The sequence below is a fragment of the Streptomyces shenzhenensis genome (assembly GCF_021462265.1).
Taxonomy (GTDB): Bacteria; Actinomycetota; Actinomycetes; order Streptomycetales; family Streptomycetaceae; genus Streptomyces; species Streptomyces shenzhenensis.
This window is the reverse complement of record NZ_JAJONF010000046.1, coordinates 58,493-75,597: the sequence shown is the minus strand read 5'-3', so window position 1 is coordinate 75,597 and position 17,105 is coordinate 58,493. Positions and strand designations below refer to the sequence as shown.

Below are 17,105 nucleotides of genomic sequence, written 5' to 3'. Positions count from 1 at the left end.
ACTACCGGGGACACGACCCCGGTGAGGGGCCGGTATGCCTCGTGCACTCCGGAGGCCCGGGCGTGCACTCGGAATACCTGCGGATGCCTGGGCTGGAAGGCGGGCTGACTCTCGTGCACCTGGACCCGGTCGGCGCTGGCGAAAGCGAAGCCGGCCGGTCCGAGCTGCGCGAGAGCGGCCGCTCCGGGCGCATCGAACAGCGGGACGAGTTCGCCGCCATCGTGTCGGACTTCGTGAACAACCAAGAGATGGGGAAGCAAGCATGACAACCACTGTGCCTATCGGCCTGGCCGAGGAGACCGAAATCGAGGCGTACGCCGACTTCGCAACCGGCGCACCGACGCCGGTGCGGGACTCGCTCGGCATCGGCTCGCTGCGCATCGGCTCGGCGCTGGCTCTCGCGATACGCGAGGACCCCAGCCGCTTCTTCAACCGCGCCGGCGGATTCGGCACAGGCGAACCGATCACCGCAGACGTCCCGGCGCAGGTCTGCGACTTCTACCGGGAGCACGGTGTACCCCAGGGCGCGTTCATGATCGCGCCGCCGCTGCTACCGACGGACTGGGCCTCGACCGCCGGCAAGCTCAACCTCACCGAAGGCAGCCGTTTCGTCAAACTGGGATGCGACACCGGGACCGCACTGTCCGCGCTCGACGGCGTCGCGGCACTCGACCCCGGGCTGCGCATCGGGCCGGTCGAATCCCATCAGGCCGACGAGTGGGCCACGGTCATGATGACCACCTTCGGGTTCACCACGCCAGGCATGATCGACATGGCGGCGTCGTGCGTGGGCAGGCCGAACTGGCACCAGTACGCGGTCTGGGACGGCGAACGGATCGTCGCGGTCGGGAGCATCTTCGTCAACGGTGAGTGTGCCGACATGTTCGGCGGAGCGACACTCCCAGAAGGACGCGGACGTGGCGCCCAGTCGGCACTACTCACCGCCCGCGCCCGGACGGCCCAGGCGGCAGGCTGCCGATGGCTCGTCGCCGAGACCGGAGCGGAAGCCCCCGGCGACCACAACACATCCCTCCACAACATGCTACGCACCGGATTCGAGCCGTTGTACGAGCGCTCCACATGGCTCTGGCGCGACCGGTGACAGCCCGGTTTACGTATGGCTACGGCTCGGTGTCGCCTGGAGGCCTTCGCCCCTGTCGGCGGGCGGGACCTCCGCCGGGCACGGGGCTTCAGGACCCTTCATTGCCCGGTCGCACCCCGAGAAGGCGAGAACGGAGCCGGACGCGGACGCGAAGGTGAAGTACCGGACCACGCTCACGGAGAAGGTGGGTAAGGGCGGTTCGCTGCCGGATTCGCCAAGGTGGTCAAGGGCAGCGATATCGCCCCGCACACTCCCGGGCAACGGTGCACGACGGCCGCGGAGCGGCTGACCAAGGCGAGGGCCCACAAGCCCATCACCGCCCTGGTCGGCCACGCCTGGAGGACCATGATCGTTCTCGCGGACCGTACCGATGTACGCCGAGGCCGGAGGAGCCGTGCCTTGGGTCCTGCAGGTCGCACACTGTTTGTGGTCACTCGCCCGCGACCACGACGCCTTCGTCGAGCTGCGTCTGTACGCTGCGGGGGACCCGCACTCCGCGACGGCGCAGCCCCGCGATGAACCGCGCGACGAGCGGATCGGTGTTGGCAGAGGTCACCGCCGTCAATTGTCTGGTCCACCGCGGTGAGAACGGCCGGACCACGCCCGGAAAGCCCGCACTGACCGCACTCACCGGACAGACCGCGATGCCCAGTCCTGCGGCGGCGAGTTGGGGTGCCGTAGCAGTAACGGACGTCCGCATGACCGTCTCCGGGTGGACCCCGGCCCGGGCGAAGGACTGGTCGAGCCATGCGCCGAGGCGGTTGTGCGCCGTGTAGTGCACGAGTGGCGCGCCATCGAGGTCCTGGATCCGCACTGAGGCTCGTTGGGCCAGTGGGTGGCCGGTGGGCGCAGCCAGCACGATCTCCTCCTCGGCGACGGCAGTGACCTGGAAACGGTCGGGCGGGGGGTCCGGCAGCACCGCGACGTCAACCTCGTCGGACTCGACCAGCCTCAGTGCCTCGTCCATGACGGCGAGCTCATGCAGAGTGATGGCCACTTCCGGGTGACGCCGGCGCCAGTCGCGGAGCACCGGGGCGAGCAAGGCGACGGTAAGGCTTTGCGCGCAGCCGATCCGCAGCGACCCGCCCCCGGCTTCTCCCACTGCCCGAGCCGACCGAACAGCGGCGGTAGCCGCCTCGACCGCCCGTCGGGCATCAGCGACCGCGACCCGGCCTGCGGCGGTGAGCCTGACCCCCCGTGTCTCGCGACGCAGCAGGGCCGTGCGGGCCTCGCGCTCCAGTGAGGCGATCTGGTGGGACACGGCCGGTTGCGAGGAGTGCAGCAGCAGTGCGGCCTGAGTGATCGATCCGGTGTCCGCGACAGCGATGAGGCATTCCAGTGCGCGAAAAGAGGGCATCCAAAGATTCTATGTCCATCCCTTGAGGTATCAATGTTCCGACGGGGAACGCGATAGCGATCATCCGCGCATCAGCGGGCCACACTGGCACCCGATCCCGCCCGCGGGATCGACCCCGGCGGACGTCCCTCAAGGGGCGGGGGGCGCTCTGCTCGGACGGGTGCGGTGTCGTCGTGGTTGCTCGCGCCCACGCGGCGGAGCCGCACACCGAACACAGCCTCGCGCCCCTGTCCGTCGGCTACGCCTCCAAATACTTCTCCAGTGCCTCCACCACGAAACGGTGGTCCTGGAGTTGGGGCAGGCCCGAGACCGTCACGGCGCCGATCACGCCCACGTTCTCCACGGTGACCGGGAAGGAGCCGCCGTGGGCGGCGTACCTGTCCGGGTCCAGGCGGGAGGACTCCTCGAAGGTCGTGCCCTTGGCGCGGAAGCGGGCGCCGACCAGGTAGGAGGCCGAGCCGTAGCGCTCGACCACGGCGCGCTTGCGGGCGATCCAGGCGTCGTTGTCGGGGGTCGAACCGGGCAGGGCCGCGTGGAAGAGCTGCTGGCCGGCGCGGTGGATGTCGATGGCGACGGGGGCCTGGCGCTCCCGGGCCATCTCCACCAGCAGGGTGCCGAGGGCCCACGCGTCGTCGTTCGTGAACTGGCGGAACACCAGGCGGCGTTCCTCCTTCTCCAACTCCTCCACGGACGGGGTGAGCTCGGGGATGGTCTTCGGGGTGAGCTGCGGGTGCTGCATCAGAGGGTCACCGTCACCTTGTCTCGCGCCGAGCGGCCGGCTGCTTCCAGTATGTCCAGGGCGGCGGCCGCCTCCAGCGCGGTCACCGGGTTGGGGCCCTCGCCCCGCAGGGCACGGGCCACCGCCGCGTAGTACGCGGGGTAGTCGCCGGGGAGGGTGGGGACGGCGCGGCCGCCGCCGGTGACCGGGGACTCCCCGGCGCCCAGCCGGCCGTAGCGGGACTCCGGTTCGAGGCCCCAGGACTCGCCCGAGGCGCCCGGGCGCCTGCCCGCGCGCAGGGCGTCCTCCTGCGGGTCGAGGCCGTACTTGACGTAACCGGCCTTCGAGCCCAGCACCCGGAAACGCGGGCCGAGCTGGGCCGCCGTCGCCGAGACGTAGAGGTGGGAGCGGACGCCGTTCGCGTGCGTGAGCGCGAGGAAGGTGTCGTCGTCGGTCTCGGCGCCCGCCCGGCGGATCACCGACTCGGCGTACACCTCGGTGGCGGGGCCGAAGAGGACCAGGGCCTGGTCGACGACGTGGCTGCCGAGGTCGTAGAGGAGACCTCCGATCTCTGCCGGGTCGCCGGACTCGCGCCAGCCGCCCTTGGGCTGCGGGCGCCAGCGTTCGAAGCGGGACTCGAAGCGCCAGGGGTCGCCCAGCGCACCCTCTTCGAGGAGACCGCGCAGGGTGAGGAAGTCGTTGTCCCAGCGGCGGTTCTGGAAGACCGAGAGCAGCAGGCCCTGCTCCTCGGCGAGGGCGGCCAGCTCGCGTGCCTCGGCGGCGGTGCCGGTGACCGGCTTGTCGACCACGACCGGCAGGCCCGCCTTGAGGGCGGTCGTCGCCAGCGGGACGTGCGTCCTGTTCGGGGACGCGATGACGACGAGGTCGAGTTCGGCACCGAGGTCGAACAGCTGGTCGGGGCCGGCGACGGTCCGCACGTCCGGGAACTCGGCCTCGGCCCGCGCCTGCCGCTCGGGGTCCGAGGTGACCACCGTGTCCAGGGCCAGGCCCTCGGCGGCGGCGATCAGGGGGGCGTGGAAGACGGATCCGGCGAGGCCGTAGCCGATGAGGCCGACGCGGAGCGGAGGAGCAGCTGTCATGCCTCCCACTTTCGCAACGCTGTTGCCAAAGTGCAAGCGGGAGGGAGAATGGATGGCGTGAACAGGACGAGGAGCGGGCGGCCGGGGGTGGCCGGAGCGAATCTGCCGGCCATGCGCAGCCACAACGCCGCGCTGGTGCTGGATCTGCTGCGCACGGCGGGGGAGGGCGGCATCAGCCGGCTCGAACTGGCCGAGCGGACCGGGCTCACTCCGCAGGCGGTCAGCAAGATCACCGCGCGGCTGCGCGAGGAGGGCCTCGCCGGGGAGGCGGGGCGGCGCGCGTCCACGGGGGGCAAGCCGGCCACCGTCCTGCGGCTGGTGCCGGACGCGGGACACGCGGTGGGGATCCAGTTGGACCGGGACGAGCTGCGGGCGGTGCTCGTGGACCTCGACGGCACGGTGGTGGCGGCGCGGCGGGCGGAGGTGGACCTGGGGGCCGGGGCGGAGGCCGTGCTGGGCGCGGTCGTGGACGTGGCCGGGGAACTGGTCGAGCGCGGCGGGGACTCGCTGCTCGGGGTCGGGGTCGGGGCGCCCGGTCCGCTCGACCACACCCACGGGGTGCTGCACCGGGTCACCGGGTTCCCCGAGTGGGACGGGTTCCCGCTGCGGGACGCGCTCGCCGAGCGACTCGGGGTGCCGGTCGTCGTCGACAAGGACAGCAACGCGGCGGCCCTCGGACTCGCCGTCGGCGGCGAGGGCGGCTCCTTCGCCTGCCTGCTCCTCGGTACGGGGCTGGGCGCAGGCCTGGTCATCGGCGGCACCGTGCACCGGGGGGCGCGCACCGGCGCCGGGGAGTTCGGGCACCAGGTGGTCCAGCTCGACGGGCCGCCCTGCCACTGCGGCGACCGCGGCTGCATCGAGGCGCTGTGCCTGGCGGCGGTGGCCCGCGGCGACCTGGCCGAGGCCGCGCGGGTCCTCGGCGTCGGCGCCGCGAACCTGGCCGGCCTGCTCGACATCGACCTCGTGCTGCTCGGCGGCCGCACGATCGCCGCCGCGCCGGAGCCCTTCGTACGGGGGGTCGCCGCCGTCCTCGACGCCCACACCCGGCGCGAGGGCAGCCTGCGTACGACGGTCCCCGTGCGCCTCGCCCCCGGCGGCGGCCAAGGAGTCGCCGAGGGCGCGGCCCAACTGCTGCTCGCTCCGCTGTTCGGGCGCGCGGACGGCTGACGGCGGGGGGCTGACGCCGGGCGGCCGACGGTGTGGGTGACGGCTGAGGGTTGCCGCCGGGCGGCTGGCGGCGGACGGCTGGCACCAGACGGCTGGCGGCTGGCACCGGCGGGCTGACGTCGGACGCCGGACGGCTGGCACCGGCGGGTTTGTGGCTGGCGGCGGGCTGACATCGGACGCCGGACGGCTGGCGGGCGGCACCAGAGGGCTGACGCCGGATGGCGGATGGCAGAGGGCTGTTCGGGCGGGTTCGGGGCGTCGTGCGGAGTGGCGGCCGTCCGGTCGCGGCGGTGCGCGGCAGGATCACATGATCATGCGATGGACCACGTACCTGCCCCTCTGCCTGGCCGCCGCAGCCGCCGCCGTCACCGCCGCCGTGCTCGCCCCCGCAGCGCAGGCGACGGCCGCCCCCGCCGTCGCCGAGGCGTCCTGCGCGGGCGCGGCCGATCAGGGCTTCCCCCTCACCACCCGCCTCCACGGCGGCCCCTCGTCCTACGACCCCGGCGGCGGTTACGGCATCTGGTACCTCGACCTCACCAACACCACCAGCCGCATCTGTGCCGACGTCCACCCGGTCGTCGTCCTCGTCGACGACAAGCGTGTCCTCAAGCCGTCCCAGACCGAGCTGGAGTTCTACGACGGCCCGCACACCCGCCCGGTGCCGCTGACGCAGACCGACGAGTCCGAGCTGGTCGGCGTGTTCGACGGGGCCGACTTCCCGGGGTTCACCGTGGCGCCCGGGGCGACCGTCTCGGTCAAGGTGCGACTCGTCGTCACCTCCGACGCCGTACCGAACGGGGTCACGGTCAACGCGGCCGTCGTCCAGCGGCGGGGGTCGGACGGCGAGTGGGTGGGGGAGTCGAACGACTACCGCTTCGGCATCGGGGGCGAAGCACCGCCACGGCCCACCAGCCCCGCCCCCGCCGTCCCGTCCGGCGGCTCCTCGACGGCCGGCCCGCGTACGCCTGGGGAGACCAGCCCCGAAAGCCCCGGCGCCGACAACCCGGGGGCCGACAGTCCGGGGGACGGCACCGAAGTGACCCCCGGGAGCACCCCCGCCGCCTCCCCCGGCGGCAGCGCCCCGGCCCGCACCGACGAGGCCGCAGGAGCCGGGGAGAGCCCGGGGGCCTGGGACGGTCGCGGGGCCCTGGACGCCGAGGGTGCCTGGGAGGCCGGCGCACGCGCCCGCGAGCTCGCCCGCACCGGCACCGGACTGGCCCGCGGGCTGCTCGCGGCCGCCGCCGCCCTGCTCGCCGTAGGAGTGAGCGCGTTCCTGCTGGCACGCCGGCGGCGGTGACCCGCACCCGGCGTGGACGGCCGCCACCCGCGGCCCGCGCGACCGCGCCGGTGACGGCGGCGCCCCTGTCCGGGTGGGCGGGAGTCGCGTGGCGGTGGTGACGCCGGTCCGGGTGGGCGGGAGCCGGGCGGCGGCGCCCCCGGTCCGGGCAGGTGGGTGCCGTCTGCGAACATCCCTGGGTGGACTACCCGAACGACCAGGCCCCCGGCGCCCCCGTCCGCTCCGGCATCCCCGAGCACGGCCGCATCCCGAAGTACTACGCGGTGAAGGCGCGGATCGATCAGCTCGTCGGCTCACTGGGGGAGGGCGGTGTCATCCCCACCGAGCGCGATCTGTCCGAGGAGTACGGGGTCGCCCGTGAGACCGTCCGGCAGGCGCTGCGCGAACTGGTGCTTGAGGGCAAGCTGCGCCGGCAGGGCCGCGGCACGGTCGTCGCGGGGCCCAAGCTGGAGCAGCCGCTCTCCCTCGCCAGCTACACCGAAGGCGTACGGCGCCAGGGCCGCACCCCCGGCCGCGGCCTCGTCACCCTGGACCGCTTCCCCTGTCCGGCCGCCCTCGCCGCCGAGACCGGCCTGGAGCGCGGCGAACCCGTCTGGCACCTGGAGCGGGTGCTGCTCGCCGACGACGAGCGGGTCGGCCTGGAGAGCACCTACGTCGCCGTCGCCCGGGTCCCGCACCTCGACACCGACTTCGACCCCGACTCCTCCTTCTACGGCTACCTGCACGAGAAGGGCATCGTGTTCGGGGACGCCGACGAACGCATCGAGACCGTGCTGGCCACCCCGCGCGAGGCTCTGCTCATCGGCACCCCGCCGGCCCTTCCGATGCTGCTGATCCACCGGGTGTCCCGGGACACCGAGGCGCGGCCGCTGGAGCGGGTGCGGTCGCTGTACCGGGGGGACCGGTTCTCCTTCACCGCCCACCTCCGCGGCTGAAAAGGACCGTTCTGGAGGGTTTCACGACCCACCTCAAGGTCACGAGAAGATAACGAGTCTAGCCCAAACGTGATGGCCAGTTCACGCTCTCGTTGTCAGCCGGACCTTTCCGGTTCCCCGGTCGCGAGGAGCGTGACGGTCGTGAGAGTGACAGTCGTGGGAGCAGGCGTGGTGGGCACCATGCACGCCTGGCAGGCAGTGGAACGCGGCCACGAGGTCGTGCAGATCGAACGCGAGGCCGAGGCCCGCGGCGCCTCGCTGCGCAACTTCGGGCAGATCTGGGTGAGTGGGCGCGCGGGCGGGGAGGAACTCGAAACCGCCTTGCGGGCCAGGGAGTTGTGGGAGGTGATCGGCAGGCGGGTGCCCGCGCTCGGCTTCCGCGCCAACGGGTCGCTGACCCCGGTGCGCGGCGCGTACGAACTCGCCGTCGCCGAGGCCGCCGTGGCCCGCGACGACGCGGCCGCCCGCGGCCACAAGCTGCTCACCCCCGCCGAGGCCCGCGCCCTGAACCCCGCCCTGCGCGGCACCTTCGACGCCGCCCTGTACTGCGAACGGGACGCGGCCGTCGAGCCGCGCACGGCCCAGCTCGCCCTCCGCGCCGAGTTGCTGAAGTCCCCCAACTACACCTTCCTGCCGGGCCGGGAGGTGCGCGAGGTGACCGGAGCGGGCACGGTCCGGGACGACCACGGCGACGTGCACGCCGCCGACGCCGTCGTCCTGTGCACCGGCGCCTGGCTCGGCGGCCTGGTCCGCGAGCTGGCCGGCCCCGGCCTGCCGGTGCGCCGCGTCCGCCTCCAGATGATGCAGACCGACCCGCTGGGCGAACCCCTCCCCACCTCGGTCGCCGACGCCGACAGCTTCCGCTACTACCCGGCCTACGCCTCCCCGGCCCTGGACGAGCTCAACGCCCGCCGGCCGCAGCCGGAGACGGCGGCGGCCCACCGCATGCAGCTGCTCATGGTGCAGCGCGCCGACGGCGGCCTCACCATCGGCGACACCCACGAGTACGAGCACCCCTTCGGCTTCGACACCGTCGAGGAGCCGTACGAGCACCTCACCGGCGTCGTCGAGTCCCTTCTCGGCCGGCCGCTGCCGCGCATCCGGCGCCGCTGGGCCGGGGTCTACGCCCAGTGCACCGACCCGGGCCGGGTGGTGCACCGGCAGCAGGTGGCCGACGGGGTGTGGCTGGTCACCGGGCCCGGCGGGCGCGGCATGACCTGCTCGCCCGCGATAGCCGAGACAACCGCCGACGAACTGGGCTGGTGAGAGAGATGACCGACACCGACACCGAAAGCGACAGCGACAGCGACTACGAGACGGGCACCGGCACCGGCACCGGCCACGAGACCGGCACCGGCACCGGCTACGACACCGGCACCGGCAAGATCCGGGACATCCGGCTCGTCGTGCTCGACATGGCCGGTACGACCGTCGCCGACGACGGGCTCGTCGAGCAGGCGTTCACCGCGGCCGCCCGCCACCTGGGCGCCGACCCCGAACGGATGATCGGCTACGTCCGCGCCACCATGGGCGAGTCCAAGATCTCCGTCTTCCGGCACCTGTTCGGGCAGGAGGCCGCGGCCCAGGAGGCCAACAGGGCCTTCGAGGCGGCGTACGCCGAACTCGTCGACGGGGGCAGGGTCGAGGCGCTGCCCGGGGCGCGCGAGACCATCGAGGAACTGCGGGGGCAGGGCCGTACGGTGGTCCTCACCACCGGATTCGCCCGCGCCACCCAGGACGCGATCCTCGCCGCCCTCGGCTGGCAGGACCTGGTGCCGCTCACCCTGTGCCCCGCCGACGCCGGGGGCCGCGGGCGTCCCTACCCCGACATGGTCCTCACGGCGTTCCTGCGGACCCGGGCCGCCGACGGGGTCGGGCAGATCGCCGTCGTCGGCGACACCTCGTACGACATGCTCAGCGGGGTGCGCGCGGGGGCGGGGCTGGTCGCCGGCGTCCGCACCGGCGCCCACGACGCGGACGCGCTGCGGGCGGCCGGGGCGAGCCGGGTGCTGGAGTCCGTGGCCCAGTTGCCGGGAGTGCTCGCATGAGCAGCGGAATCCGCTTCGACTCGGTGAGCGTCGCCTACGGCGGGAACGTCGTCCTCGACTCCCTCGACCTCACCGTCGAGCCCGGCGAGGTGATGGCCCTGCTCGGGCCGTCCGGCTCCGGGAAGACCACCGCGCTGCGGGCGGTCGCCGGGTTCGTACGGCCCGTCTCCGGGCGGGTGTTCCTGGGCGAGCGGGATGTGACCGACCTGCCGCCGTACCGGCGGGGGATCGGGATGGTGGTGCAGCAGTACGCGCTCTTCCCGCACCTGCGGGTCGCCGACAACGTCGCCTTCGGGCTGCGGGCGCGCAGGACGGCCAGGGCAGAGGTCCGGCAACGGGTCGCCGAGGCACTGGAGATGACCGGGATGACGGCGTACGCGCGCCGCCATCCGCGGGAGCTGTCCGGCGGACAGCAGCAACGGGTCGCCATCGCACGGGCGTTGGCCATCCGGCCCGGGGTGCTGCTCCTCGACGAGCCGCTGTCCGCGCTCGACGCGCGGCTGCGGTCCGGGATGCTCGCGGAACTGGCCAGGCTGCACCGTGAGTTGCCGGACGTGTCGATTCTCTACGTCACTCATGACCAGGTCGAGGCGCTGACGCTGGCCGACCGGATCGCGGTGATGGACAGGGCACGGCTGCGGGCCTGCGGGACGCCGGCAGAGCTCTACCGCGCGCCCGCCGACGAGTTCACGGCGTCCTTCGTGGGCGGGGCGAACCTGCTGCCGGTGACCGTGGGGAGCGGGGGCGTCGACTTCGCGGGGGTGCCGGTGAAGGTCGACACGGCGGGGGTCGCCGCGGGGGCGCGGGCGACGCTGTGCGTGCGGCCGCATGCGGTGGGACTCGGCGAGGGGCCGAACAGGCTGGTCGGGACCGTGACCGAGGTGCAGTGGCGGGGGGCCACGCATCGGCTGTACGTGGCGGTGGGCGGCCAGGTGGTGATGGCGGATCTGCGCGAGCTGAGGGACCCGCCGGGGTTCGGGGACGACGTGGCGCTGCACTTCGCGCCGGAGGACGCGGTGCTGCTGCCCGCGGGGGTGAGCCGTGGCTGAGGCCGTCTGCCGGCCGCGGGCCGGTGGCGGCCGGTCGCGCCCACGCGGCGCCGGCCGCGCGTCGGCCACCGCCCCGCGCCGCTACCGGTGGGCCGCGGTGCCGCCCGTCGCACTTCTCGGTCTCTTCTTCCTGTATCCGCTCGGCCTCGTCGTCCAGCAGTCCCTGCACCCCGACACCGGAGGCACCTCCTTCCGGGCCTACGCCGGCGTCTTCGCCTCCGCGTCGTTCCGCGACGCTCTCGGGACCACCGTCTGGATCGCCCTCGCCTCGACGCTCGGGTGCCTGGTCCTCGGGTTCCTCCTCGCCCTCGTCATCGCCTTCGTCCCGTTCCCCGGGGCGCGGGCCGTCGCCCGGTTCGCCGACGTCTATCTCTCCTTCCCGTCCTTCCTCATCACCCTCGCCCTGCTCTTCCTCTACGGCACGACCGGGATCATCGGGTCGTTCCCGTTCCTGGCCACGCCCTGGGGGGTGCTGCTCGCCGAGGTCACCTACTTCACGCCGTTCGTGATGCGGCCGCTGCTCGCCGCGTTCTCGCAGGTGGACACCGCGCAGATCGAGGCGGCGTCGAGCCTCGGGGCGCGGGCGCCGCGGATCGTCGCCCGGGTGATCCTGCCCGAGGCGCTGCCCGCGCTCGCGGCCGGCGGGAGTCTGGTGCTGGTGCTCTGCCTGAACGAGTTCGGGATCGTGCTCTTCACCGGCGCCAAGGGCGTGACCACCCTGCCGATGCTCGTCTACAGCAAGGCGATCCTGGAGTCCGACTACCCGGGCGCCTGCGTCGTCGCCGTCGTCAACGTCCTGATCTCCGTGGGCCTCTACGGCCTCTACCGGTTGGTGAGCCGTCGTGCTGGTGCATAGTCGCGGGGCCAGGTGGGCGGTGTGGGCGGTGTTCGGCGTCCTGTTCCTGCCGCTCTTCGCCCTGCCCCTCCTCGTCGTCCTCGGCGCCTCCTTCGCCACCCACTGGTCCGGTGCGCTGCCCTCGGGGATGACGGTGGCCAACTTCCGGTCCGCCACCCGCGGCGACGCCCTCGATGCCCTCACCACCAGCCTCGTCACCGCCGTCACCGCGAGTCTGCTCGCGCTGGCCGTCGGCACCTGGGCCGCGCTCGCCGCCGCCCGGTTGAAGGAGCGCCACCGGCGGATCGTCGACGCCCTGTTCGTGCTGCCACTCGCCGTGCCGTCGGTCGTGGTCGGCCTGTCGCTGCTGGTGGCCTTCTCCAAGCCGCCGATGCTGCTCAACGGCACCCGGTGGATCGTGATCCTCGCGCACACCGTGCTGGTGACGTCCTTCGCCCACCAGTCCGTGTCGGCCGCGATCACCCGCCTCGACCCCGCCTACGAGCAGGCCGCCGCCTCCCTCGGCGCCCGGCCGGCGTATGTGCTCTGGCGGGTCCGGCTGCCGCTGCTGCTGCCCTCGCTCACCGCCGCCGCGGGGCTCTGCTTCGCCCTCTCCATGGGCGAGCTGAGCGCCACGATGATGCTCTATCCGCCCGACTGGACCCCGCTTCCGGTCCTGATCTACTCGGCCACCGACCGCGGCGCCCTGTTCGCCGGCTCCGCCCTCGCGGTCGTCCTCATGGCGGCGACCCTGATCGTCCTGTCCGCCGTCTCCCGTGTCCGTAACAAGGCCTCTTACCGCTGATCCCGATGTCCCCCGTCACGCAAGGAGTTCGCCTCGCCATGCCCAGAAACACGCTCAAGATCGCCGTAGTGGTCTCCCTCCTCGCCACCCCGCTGCTCTCCGCCTGCGGCGGCTCCTCGGCCGCCGCCGACGAGAAGGCCGTCACCGTCTACAGCGCCGACGGCCTCAAGGGCGAGAACAACGACGGCTGGTACGACAAGGTGTTCGCCGACTTCACCAGGCAGACCGGCATCAAGGTCAACTATGTCGAGGGCGGTTCCGGTGAGGTGGTGCAGCGCGCCCTGCGGGAGAAGAGCAACCCGCAGGCCGATGTGCTGGTCACGCTCCCGCCGTTCGTCCAGCAGGCCGACAGCAAGGGGCTGCTGCAGAAGTACCGCCCCGCGGGATCGGCGCAGGTCGCAGCCGCCGACAAGGCCGCCGGCGGCACCTGGACCTCCGTCGTCGACAACTACTTCGGCTTCGTCTACGACAAGAAGGAGCTGAAGCAGGCGCCGACGACCTGGCAGGAACTGCTCGACGGCAGGTACAAGAACAAGCTGCAGTACTCCACGCCCGGTGTCGCCGGTGACGGAACCGCCGTGCTGATCAAGGCGATCCACGACTTCGGCGGCCAGAAGCAGGCACTGGAGTACCTCGGCAAGCTGCAGGCCAACAACGTCGGCCCGTCCGCCTCCACCGGCAAGCTCGCCCCCAAGGTCGACAAGGGCGAACTGCTGGTCGCCAACGGCGACGTCCAGATGAACTACGCCCAGTCCAAGACCATGCCCAACCTGGGCATCTGGTTCCCGGCGGCCGAGGGCGGCAAGCCGACCACGTTCGCGCTGCCCTACGCGGCCGGCCTGCTCACCGGCGCCCCGCACAGCGAGAACGGCAGGAAGCTCCTCGACTTCATGCTCGCGCGCAGGCAGCAGGAGGAGGCCAGCTCGATCGGCGGCGGCTTCAGCGCCCGTACCGACGTCAAGGCCACCGACGCCAACGCGACCGCGCTGGCCGGGCTGATGGACGGCGTCGACGTGTTCACGCCGGACTGGAACGGCATCGAGAAGAACCTGACGTCGTACGTCGAGGCCTGGAAGTCCGCGACCGGGAGCTGACCGGCAGGTGAACCGGGCATTCCCGGGTGATCCGGTGTGTGTCTAGGCTGGGGGCGTCGGTACGCCGTGGTTCCGGCGCCCCAGCTCACGTATGTCCCGCACCTACGCCATCCGCACGCCAGGAGACGCACCACATGGCAGAGCGCAAGCCCATCGAGTCGTGGCTCACCGACATGGACGGGGTCCTCATCCACGAAGGGGTCCCGATCCCCGGGGCGGACGCCTTCCTGAAGAAGCTGCGGGAGTCCGGACGGCCCTTCCTGGTGCTCACCAACAACTCCATCTACACCGCCCGTGACCTGCACGCACGGCTGCGCCGGATGGGGCTCGACGTGCCGGTGGACAACATCTGGACGTCGGCGCTGGCCACCGCCCAGTTCCTGGACGACCAGCGGCCCGGCGGCAGCGCCTACGTCATCGGCGAGGCCGGCCTGACCACCGCGCTGCACGACATCGGGTACATCCTCACCGACCACGAGCCCGACTTCGTCATCCTCGGCGAGACCCGCACCTACTCCTTCGAGGCGCTGACCAAGGCGGTACGGCTGATCAACGACGGCGCCCGGTTCATCGCCACCAACCCCGACAACGTCGGCCCGTCCACCGAGGGCGACCTGCCCGCCACCGGCTCGGTCGCCGCGCTGATCACCGCTGCGACCGGCAAGAAGCCCTACTTCGTCGGCAAGCCCAACCCGCTGATGATGCGGGCGGGCCTCAACGCGATCGGCGCCCACTCGGAGACCTCCGCGATGATCGGCGACCGGATGGACACCGACGTCCTCGCGGGCCTGGAGGCCGGCATGCGCACCTTCCTGGTGCTCTCCGGCGTCACCCAGCCGGAGGACGTCGACCGCTACCCCTTCCGGCCCTCCGAGGTCGTCGAGTCGATCGCGGACCTCGTCGACCTGGTCTGAGCCGCCCGCGACCGGCGGCCACCAAACCTGTCACCACCCGTACGGAGCAACAAGGCGCCCCCCGAGGATGCGGGGGCGCCCGGTGCGGGGGAGCCTCCAGATATCTGGAGGTTCACGATGGGCTCACTTCGCCTGACTTTCTGTACCGGACTCCTGGCCTGCGCCGCCGGACTCGCCCCGACAGCCGCCCACGCGGCGGACGGCCAGGGGGTCACCGTGACCCCGGCTTCCCCGCCCGCCGGGTCCGTCGTGGCGCTACGGGTCAGCGGCTGCTCCGGTACGACCGGCACCGCCGCCTCGACGGCCTTCGTCTCGGACGCCCGGCTCGGCGGCACCGGCGGCGCCCTGACCGGCCAGGCCCAGGTCCGCTCCACGATCGGCGCCGGCACCTACACCGTGCACGTCAGCTGCGCCGGCTCCGCCGTCACCGGCAGCGTCAGCGTCGTACCGTCGTCGGCGCAACTGCCGCAGTCGCTCAAGCAGGACGTGCCCGGTGCGGTGCCCGCCTCGCCGGTCGCGCCCGTGCACGCGGGCGGCGGAGGCACCGCGCCGCTCGCCTCGGCGGAGTCCCGCCCGGCCGGTCCGGACACCGCGCAGGCGGTGACCGGGCTGCTCCTCGCCGCCTTCGCCGCGGCCGCCGTCGGGCTGCTGAGCGTCCGCCGCGGCCGCGGCTCGCGCTGAGGACGGGAGCACGATGTCCGACGACACCGAACGTTCCCCCGGCACCGGACGGCTGCTGACCGGGGTGGCCTGGGCGGTCCTGCTGCTCGGGCTGTGGCTGTGGGGCCGTGGGGTCACCGAGATACCCGACGGGATGACGGGCCCCACCACGGGTGACGTGGCCGCCGTCGGCCGCCCCCCGTCCGACCCCGAACTCCCGCCCGCCGCCAAGCCGTTGACCTCGGCCGTGCCCGAGCGCGTCGACATACCGGAACTGGGCGTGCAGGCCCCCGTGGTGGCCCGCGGTCTCGACCGGTACGGCGGGATCGACCCGCCCCCCTTCGACCAGCCCGGCGTGGTCGGCTGGTACGGCTCCGGGACCCGCCCCGGCGCGGCCGGCACCGCGGTCCTGGTCGGGCACGTCGACACCGAGACCCGGCCCGCCGTCTTCTACAAGATCAGCACGATGCGCCCCGGCGAGACGATCCGCGTGGTCCGCGCCGACAACACGGTCGCCGAGTTCACCGTCGACGACGTCCGGGTGCTGCCCCGCGACCACTTCGACGCGCGACAGGCCTACGGGACCCGGGAGTCGGGCCGTGCCGAGCTCCGCCTGATCACCTGCGGCGGCACCTTCGACCGGACGACCCACAGCTACACGGCGAACGTGGTCGTCTCGGCGTACCTCACCGGCACCGCCGCATAGGGCGGCCGCACCGGACCCACCCACCTGTCGCCCGGTCGACGGCCCGCTCCCCTGAGACCGCCGACCGGGCCGGTCCTCGGCCACGCGCGCTCGGGCCGCGGGAGTGACCCGGCGTTCGCCCGTACCAGGGGCCGTAACAGCTCACCGACAGGAGTTGGGCGATCTCGTGCCGAGTGCGGTGGGTATGTCACGATTGGGCCCTGGCCGAGTGCACCCAGGGGGGAATTGGATGTACGACAGCAGGGGGGCTCGCGCGGCGGTCCGGGCCGGGGCACTGGGGGCGGCGCTGCTGCTCGCCGGCTGCTCCTCGGGCGGCGGCTCGGGCGGGCCCGATCCGGCCGTGGGCCGGCAGACGGCGATCACCCAACAGCCCAAGGAGGCGGACCCGTTCTGGGTGAACCCGGACTCCAACGCGGCCCGCCAGGTGAAGGCCTACGCGACGGCCGGCAAGGACGGCGACGCCGAGCAGATCCGCAAGATAGCGGCACAGCCGACCGGCGAGTGGATCGGCCCGGAGAACCCGGAACAGGAGGCGCGCGGCTTCACCGAGGCCGCCCAGAAGTCCGACCGCACCGCCCTCCTTGTCCTTTACAACCTCCCGCACCGCGACTGCGGCCAGTACAGCCAGGGCGGCGCCGCCGACGGCGACGCGTACCGGGCGTGGATCGACGGGGTCGCGAACGGCGTCCAGGACCGCCCCGCCACGATCGTCCTGGAACCGGACGCAGTACTGCACCTCGTCGACGGCTGCACCCCCGCCCGGTTCGCCGAGGAACGCTACGACTTGCTGCGCGGCGCGATCACCAGGCTCAAGTCCCTGAAGAACACCAGGGTCTACCTGGACGCGGGCAACGCCGGCTGGGGCCACCCCGACCAGATCTACCAGCCCCTTCAGCAGGCAGGCGTCGGCCAGGCCGACGGCTTCGCGGTCAACGTCTCCAACTTCTACTCCACCCAGGACTCCGTCACCTACGGCAAGCAGCTCTCGCGGAAGGTCGGCGACAAGCACTTCGTCATCGACACCAGCAGAAACGGCAACGGCCCGTACGCGGGCGGCGCCCCGGACCAGCGGTGGTGCAACCCGCCGGGCCGGGCCCTGGGAGAGACGCCGACGACTAAGACGGCCGACCCGCTGGTGGACGCCTACCTGTGGGTCAAGCGCCCGGGGGAGTCGGACGGCACCTGCAAGGGCGGCCCCCGGGCAGGCGACTGGTGGCCGGCTTACGCCTTGAAATTGGCGCAGGGATCGGATAGCTAGGCCGTATTCGAGAGGCATTCGATCTCGTGCCTGCGTCCGTGCATTGCACTGTCGCACTTC

General features: G+C 72.7%; 17 protein-coding genes and 1 pseudogene. 15 read left to right on the top strand and 3 right to left on the bottom strand.

Annotated elements, in window-relative coordinates; all coding sequences use genetic code 11:
• Window positions 1–266 (top strand): annotated as a pseudogene (locus LQ326_RS48495) (hypothetical protein); the annotation flags it as partial.
• Window positions 263–1,102: a GNAT family N-acetyltransferase gene (locus LQ326_RS38275; protein ID WP_234543675.1), complete on the top strand. Its 840-nt coding sequence runs from the start codon at window positions 263–265 to the stop codon at window positions 1,100–1,102. The pseudogene LQ326_RS48495 and the gene LQ326_RS38275, both read left to right, overlap by 4 nt.
• Window positions 1,103–1,532: 430 nt before the next feature.
• Here LQ326_RS38275 and LQ326_RS38270 read toward each other — a convergent pair whose 3' ends face one another.
• The 3 genes from LQ326_RS38270 to LQ326_RS38260 form a co-directional block, all read right to left on the bottom strand.
• A complete protein-coding gene (locus LQ326_RS38270) occupies window positions 1,533–2,459 on the bottom strand; it encodes a LysR family transcriptional regulator (protein WP_234543674.1) in 927 nt (308 codons plus the stop codon).
• A 238-nt stretch (window positions 2,460–2,697) separates the two neighbouring features.
• Window positions 2,698–3,198: a heme-degrading domain-containing protein gene (locus LQ326_RS38265; RefSeq protein ID WP_234543673.1), complete on the bottom strand. Its 501-nt coding sequence runs from the start codon at window positions 3,196–3,198 to the stop codon at window positions 2,698–2,700.
• The gene (locus LQ326_RS38260) at window positions 3,198–4,277 is read right to left on the bottom strand and encodes a Gfo/Idh/MocA family protein (RefSeq protein ID WP_234543672.1); all 1,080 of its coding nucleotides are present in this window, start codon (window positions 4,275–4,277) and stop codon (window positions 3,198–3,200) included. The genes LQ326_RS38265 and LQ326_RS38260 overlap by 1 nt, the downstream gene beginning before the upstream one ends.
• Before the next feature lie 48 nt (window positions 4,278–4,325).
• Here LQ326_RS38260 and LQ326_RS38255 point away from each other — a divergent pair, with 48 nt between their 5' ends.
• The 13 genes from LQ326_RS38255 to LQ326_RS38195 all read left to right on the top strand — a co-directional run bounded on the left by LQ326_RS38255 (window position 4,326) and on the right by LQ326_RS38195 (window position 17,045).
• Window positions 4,326–5,444, top strand: coding sequence for an ROK family transcriptional regulator (locus LQ326_RS38255; protein WP_372497061.1), 1,119 nt, complete (start codon window positions 4,326–4,328; stop codon window positions 5,442–5,444).
• Window positions 5,445–5,757: 313 nt separating this feature from the next.
• The gene (locus tag LQ326_RS48490) at window positions 5,758–6,741 is read left to right on the top strand and encodes a hypothetical protein (RefSeq protein WP_308402112.1); all 984 of its coding nucleotides are present in this window, start codon (window positions 5,758–5,760) and stop codon (window positions 6,739–6,741) included.
• 179 nt (window positions 6,742–6,920) lie between these two features.
• Entirely contained in the window at window positions 6,921–7,676 is a 756-nt protein-coding gene (locus LQ326_RS38245; protein WP_234543671.1) for a GntR family transcriptional regulator, read from the top strand.
• Between the two features lie 141 nt (window positions 7,677–7,817).
• Entirely contained in the window at window positions 7,818–8,942 is a 1,125-nt protein-coding gene (locus tag LQ326_RS38240; RefSeq protein ID WP_308402111.1) for a TIGR03364 family FAD-dependent oxidoreductase, read from the top strand.
• 5 nt (window positions 8,943–8,947) lie between these two features.
• Entirely contained in the window at window positions 8,948–9,724 is a 777-nt protein-coding gene (locus LQ326_RS38235; protein ID WP_268208092.1) for an HAD family hydrolase, read from the top strand.
• Window positions 9,721–10,773: an ABC transporter ATP-binding protein gene (locus LQ326_RS38230; RefSeq protein ID WP_234543670.1), complete on the top strand. Its 1,053-nt coding sequence runs from the start codon at window positions 9,721–9,723 to the stop codon at window positions 10,771–10,773. Before LQ326_RS38235 ends, LQ326_RS38230 begins: the two co-directional genes overlap by 4 nt.
• Window positions 10,766–11,629, top strand: a complete 864-nt coding sequence (locus LQ326_RS38225) for a 2-aminoethylphosphonate ABC transporter permease subunit (RefSeq protein WP_372497060.1) — start codon at window positions 10,766–10,768, stop codon at window positions 11,627–11,629. Before LQ326_RS38230 ends, LQ326_RS38225 begins: the two co-directional genes overlap by 8 nt.
• Window positions 11,616–12,413, top strand: coding sequence for an ABC transporter permease (locus LQ326_RS38220; RefSeq protein WP_234543669.1), 798 nt, complete (start codon window positions 11,616–11,618; stop codon window positions 12,411–12,413). The genes LQ326_RS38225 and LQ326_RS38220 overlap by 14 nt, the downstream gene beginning before the upstream one ends.
• A gap of 38 nt (window positions 12,414–12,451) precedes the next feature.
• Window positions 12,452–13,507: a 2-aminoethylphosphonate ABC transporter substrate-binding protein gene (locus LQ326_RS38215; protein WP_234543668.1), complete on the top strand. Its 1,056-nt coding sequence runs from the start codon at window positions 12,452–12,454 to the stop codon at window positions 13,505–13,507.
• Between the two features lie 134 nt (window positions 13,508–13,641).
• The gene (locus tag LQ326_RS38210) at window positions 13,642–14,421 is read left to right on the top strand and encodes an HAD-IIA family hydrolase (RefSeq protein ID WP_234543667.1); all 780 of its coding nucleotides are present in this window, start codon (window positions 13,642–13,644) and stop codon (window positions 14,419–14,421) included.
• 117 nt (window positions 14,422–14,538) lie between these two features.
• Entirely contained in the window at window positions 14,539–15,102 is a 564-nt protein-coding gene (locus LQ326_RS38205) for a hypothetical protein (RefSeq protein ID WP_234543666.1), read from the top strand.
• Between the two features lie 13 nt (window positions 15,103–15,115).
• Window positions 15,116–15,787 carry a class F sortase gene (locus LQ326_RS38200; RefSeq protein WP_234543665.1) on the top strand — a complete coding sequence of 224 codons (672 nt, stop codon included), beginning with the start codon at window positions 15,116–15,118 and terminating at the stop codon, window positions 15,785–15,787.
• Between the two features lie 229 nt (window positions 15,788–16,016).
• A complete protein-coding gene (locus tag LQ326_RS38195; protein WP_234543664.1) occupies window positions 16,017–17,045 on the top strand; it encodes a glycoside hydrolase family 6 protein in 1,029 nt (342 codons plus the stop codon).
• Window positions 17,046–17,105: the final 60 nt, after the last annotated feature.

What these genes read in the sequence shown, in the direction of transcription:
- LQ326_RS38215 (WP_234543668.1), top strand. Translation starts at nt 12,452, where the DNA reads ATGCCCAGAAACACGCTCAAGATCGCCGTAGTGGTCTCCCTCCTCGCC.
- LQ326_RS38210 (WP_234543667.1), top strand. Translation starts at nt 13,642, where the DNA reads ATGGCAGAGCGCAAGCCCATCGAGTCGTGGCTCACCGACATGGACGGG.
- LQ326_RS38200 (WP_234543665.1), top strand. Translation starts at nt 15,116, where the DNA reads ATGTCCGACGACACCGAACGTTCCCCCGGCACCGGACGGCTGCTGACC.
- LQ326_RS38195 (WP_234543664.1), top strand. Translation starts at nt 16,017, where the DNA reads ATGTACGACAGCAGGGGGGCTCGCGCGGCGGTCCGGGCCGGGGCACTG.
- LQ326_RS38205 (WP_234543666.1), top strand. Translation starts at nt 14,539, where the DNA reads ATGGGCTCACTTCGCCTGACTTTCTGTACCGGACTCCTGGCCTGCGCC.
- LQ326_RS38230 (WP_234543670.1), top strand. Translation starts at nt 9,721, where the DNA reads ATGAGCAGCGGAATCCGCTTCGACTCGGTGAGCGTCGCCTACGGCGGG.
- LQ326_RS38265 (WP_234543673.1), bottom strand. Translation starts at nt 3,198, where the DNA reads ATGCAGCACCCGCAGCTCACCCCGAAGACCATCCCCGAGCTCACCCCG.
- LQ326_RS38260 (WP_234543672.1), bottom strand. Translation starts at nt 4,277, where the DNA reads ATGACAGCTGCTCCTCCGCTCCGCGTCGGCCTCATCGGCTACGGCCTC.
- LQ326_RS38270 (WP_234543674.1), bottom strand. Translation starts at nt 2,459, where the DNA reads ATGCCCTCTTTTCGCGCACTGGAATGCCTCATCGCTGTCGCGGACACC.
- LQ326_RS48490 (WP_308402112.1), top strand. Translation starts at nt 5,758, where the DNA reads ATGCGATGGACCACGTACCTGCCCCTCTGCCTGGCCGCCGCAGCCGCC.
- LQ326_RS38235 (WP_268208092.1), top strand. Translation starts at nt 8,948, where the DNA reads ATGACCGACACCGACACCGAAAGCGACAGCGACAGCGACTACGAGACG.
- LQ326_RS38275 (WP_234543675.1), top strand. Translation starts at nt 263, where the DNA reads ATGACAACCACTGTGCCTATCGGCCTGGCCGAGGAGACCGAAATCGAG.
- LQ326_RS38255 (WP_372497061.1), top strand. Translation starts at nt 4,326, where the DNA reads ATGGATGGCGTGAACAGGACGAGGAGCGGGCGGCCGGGGGTGGCCGGA.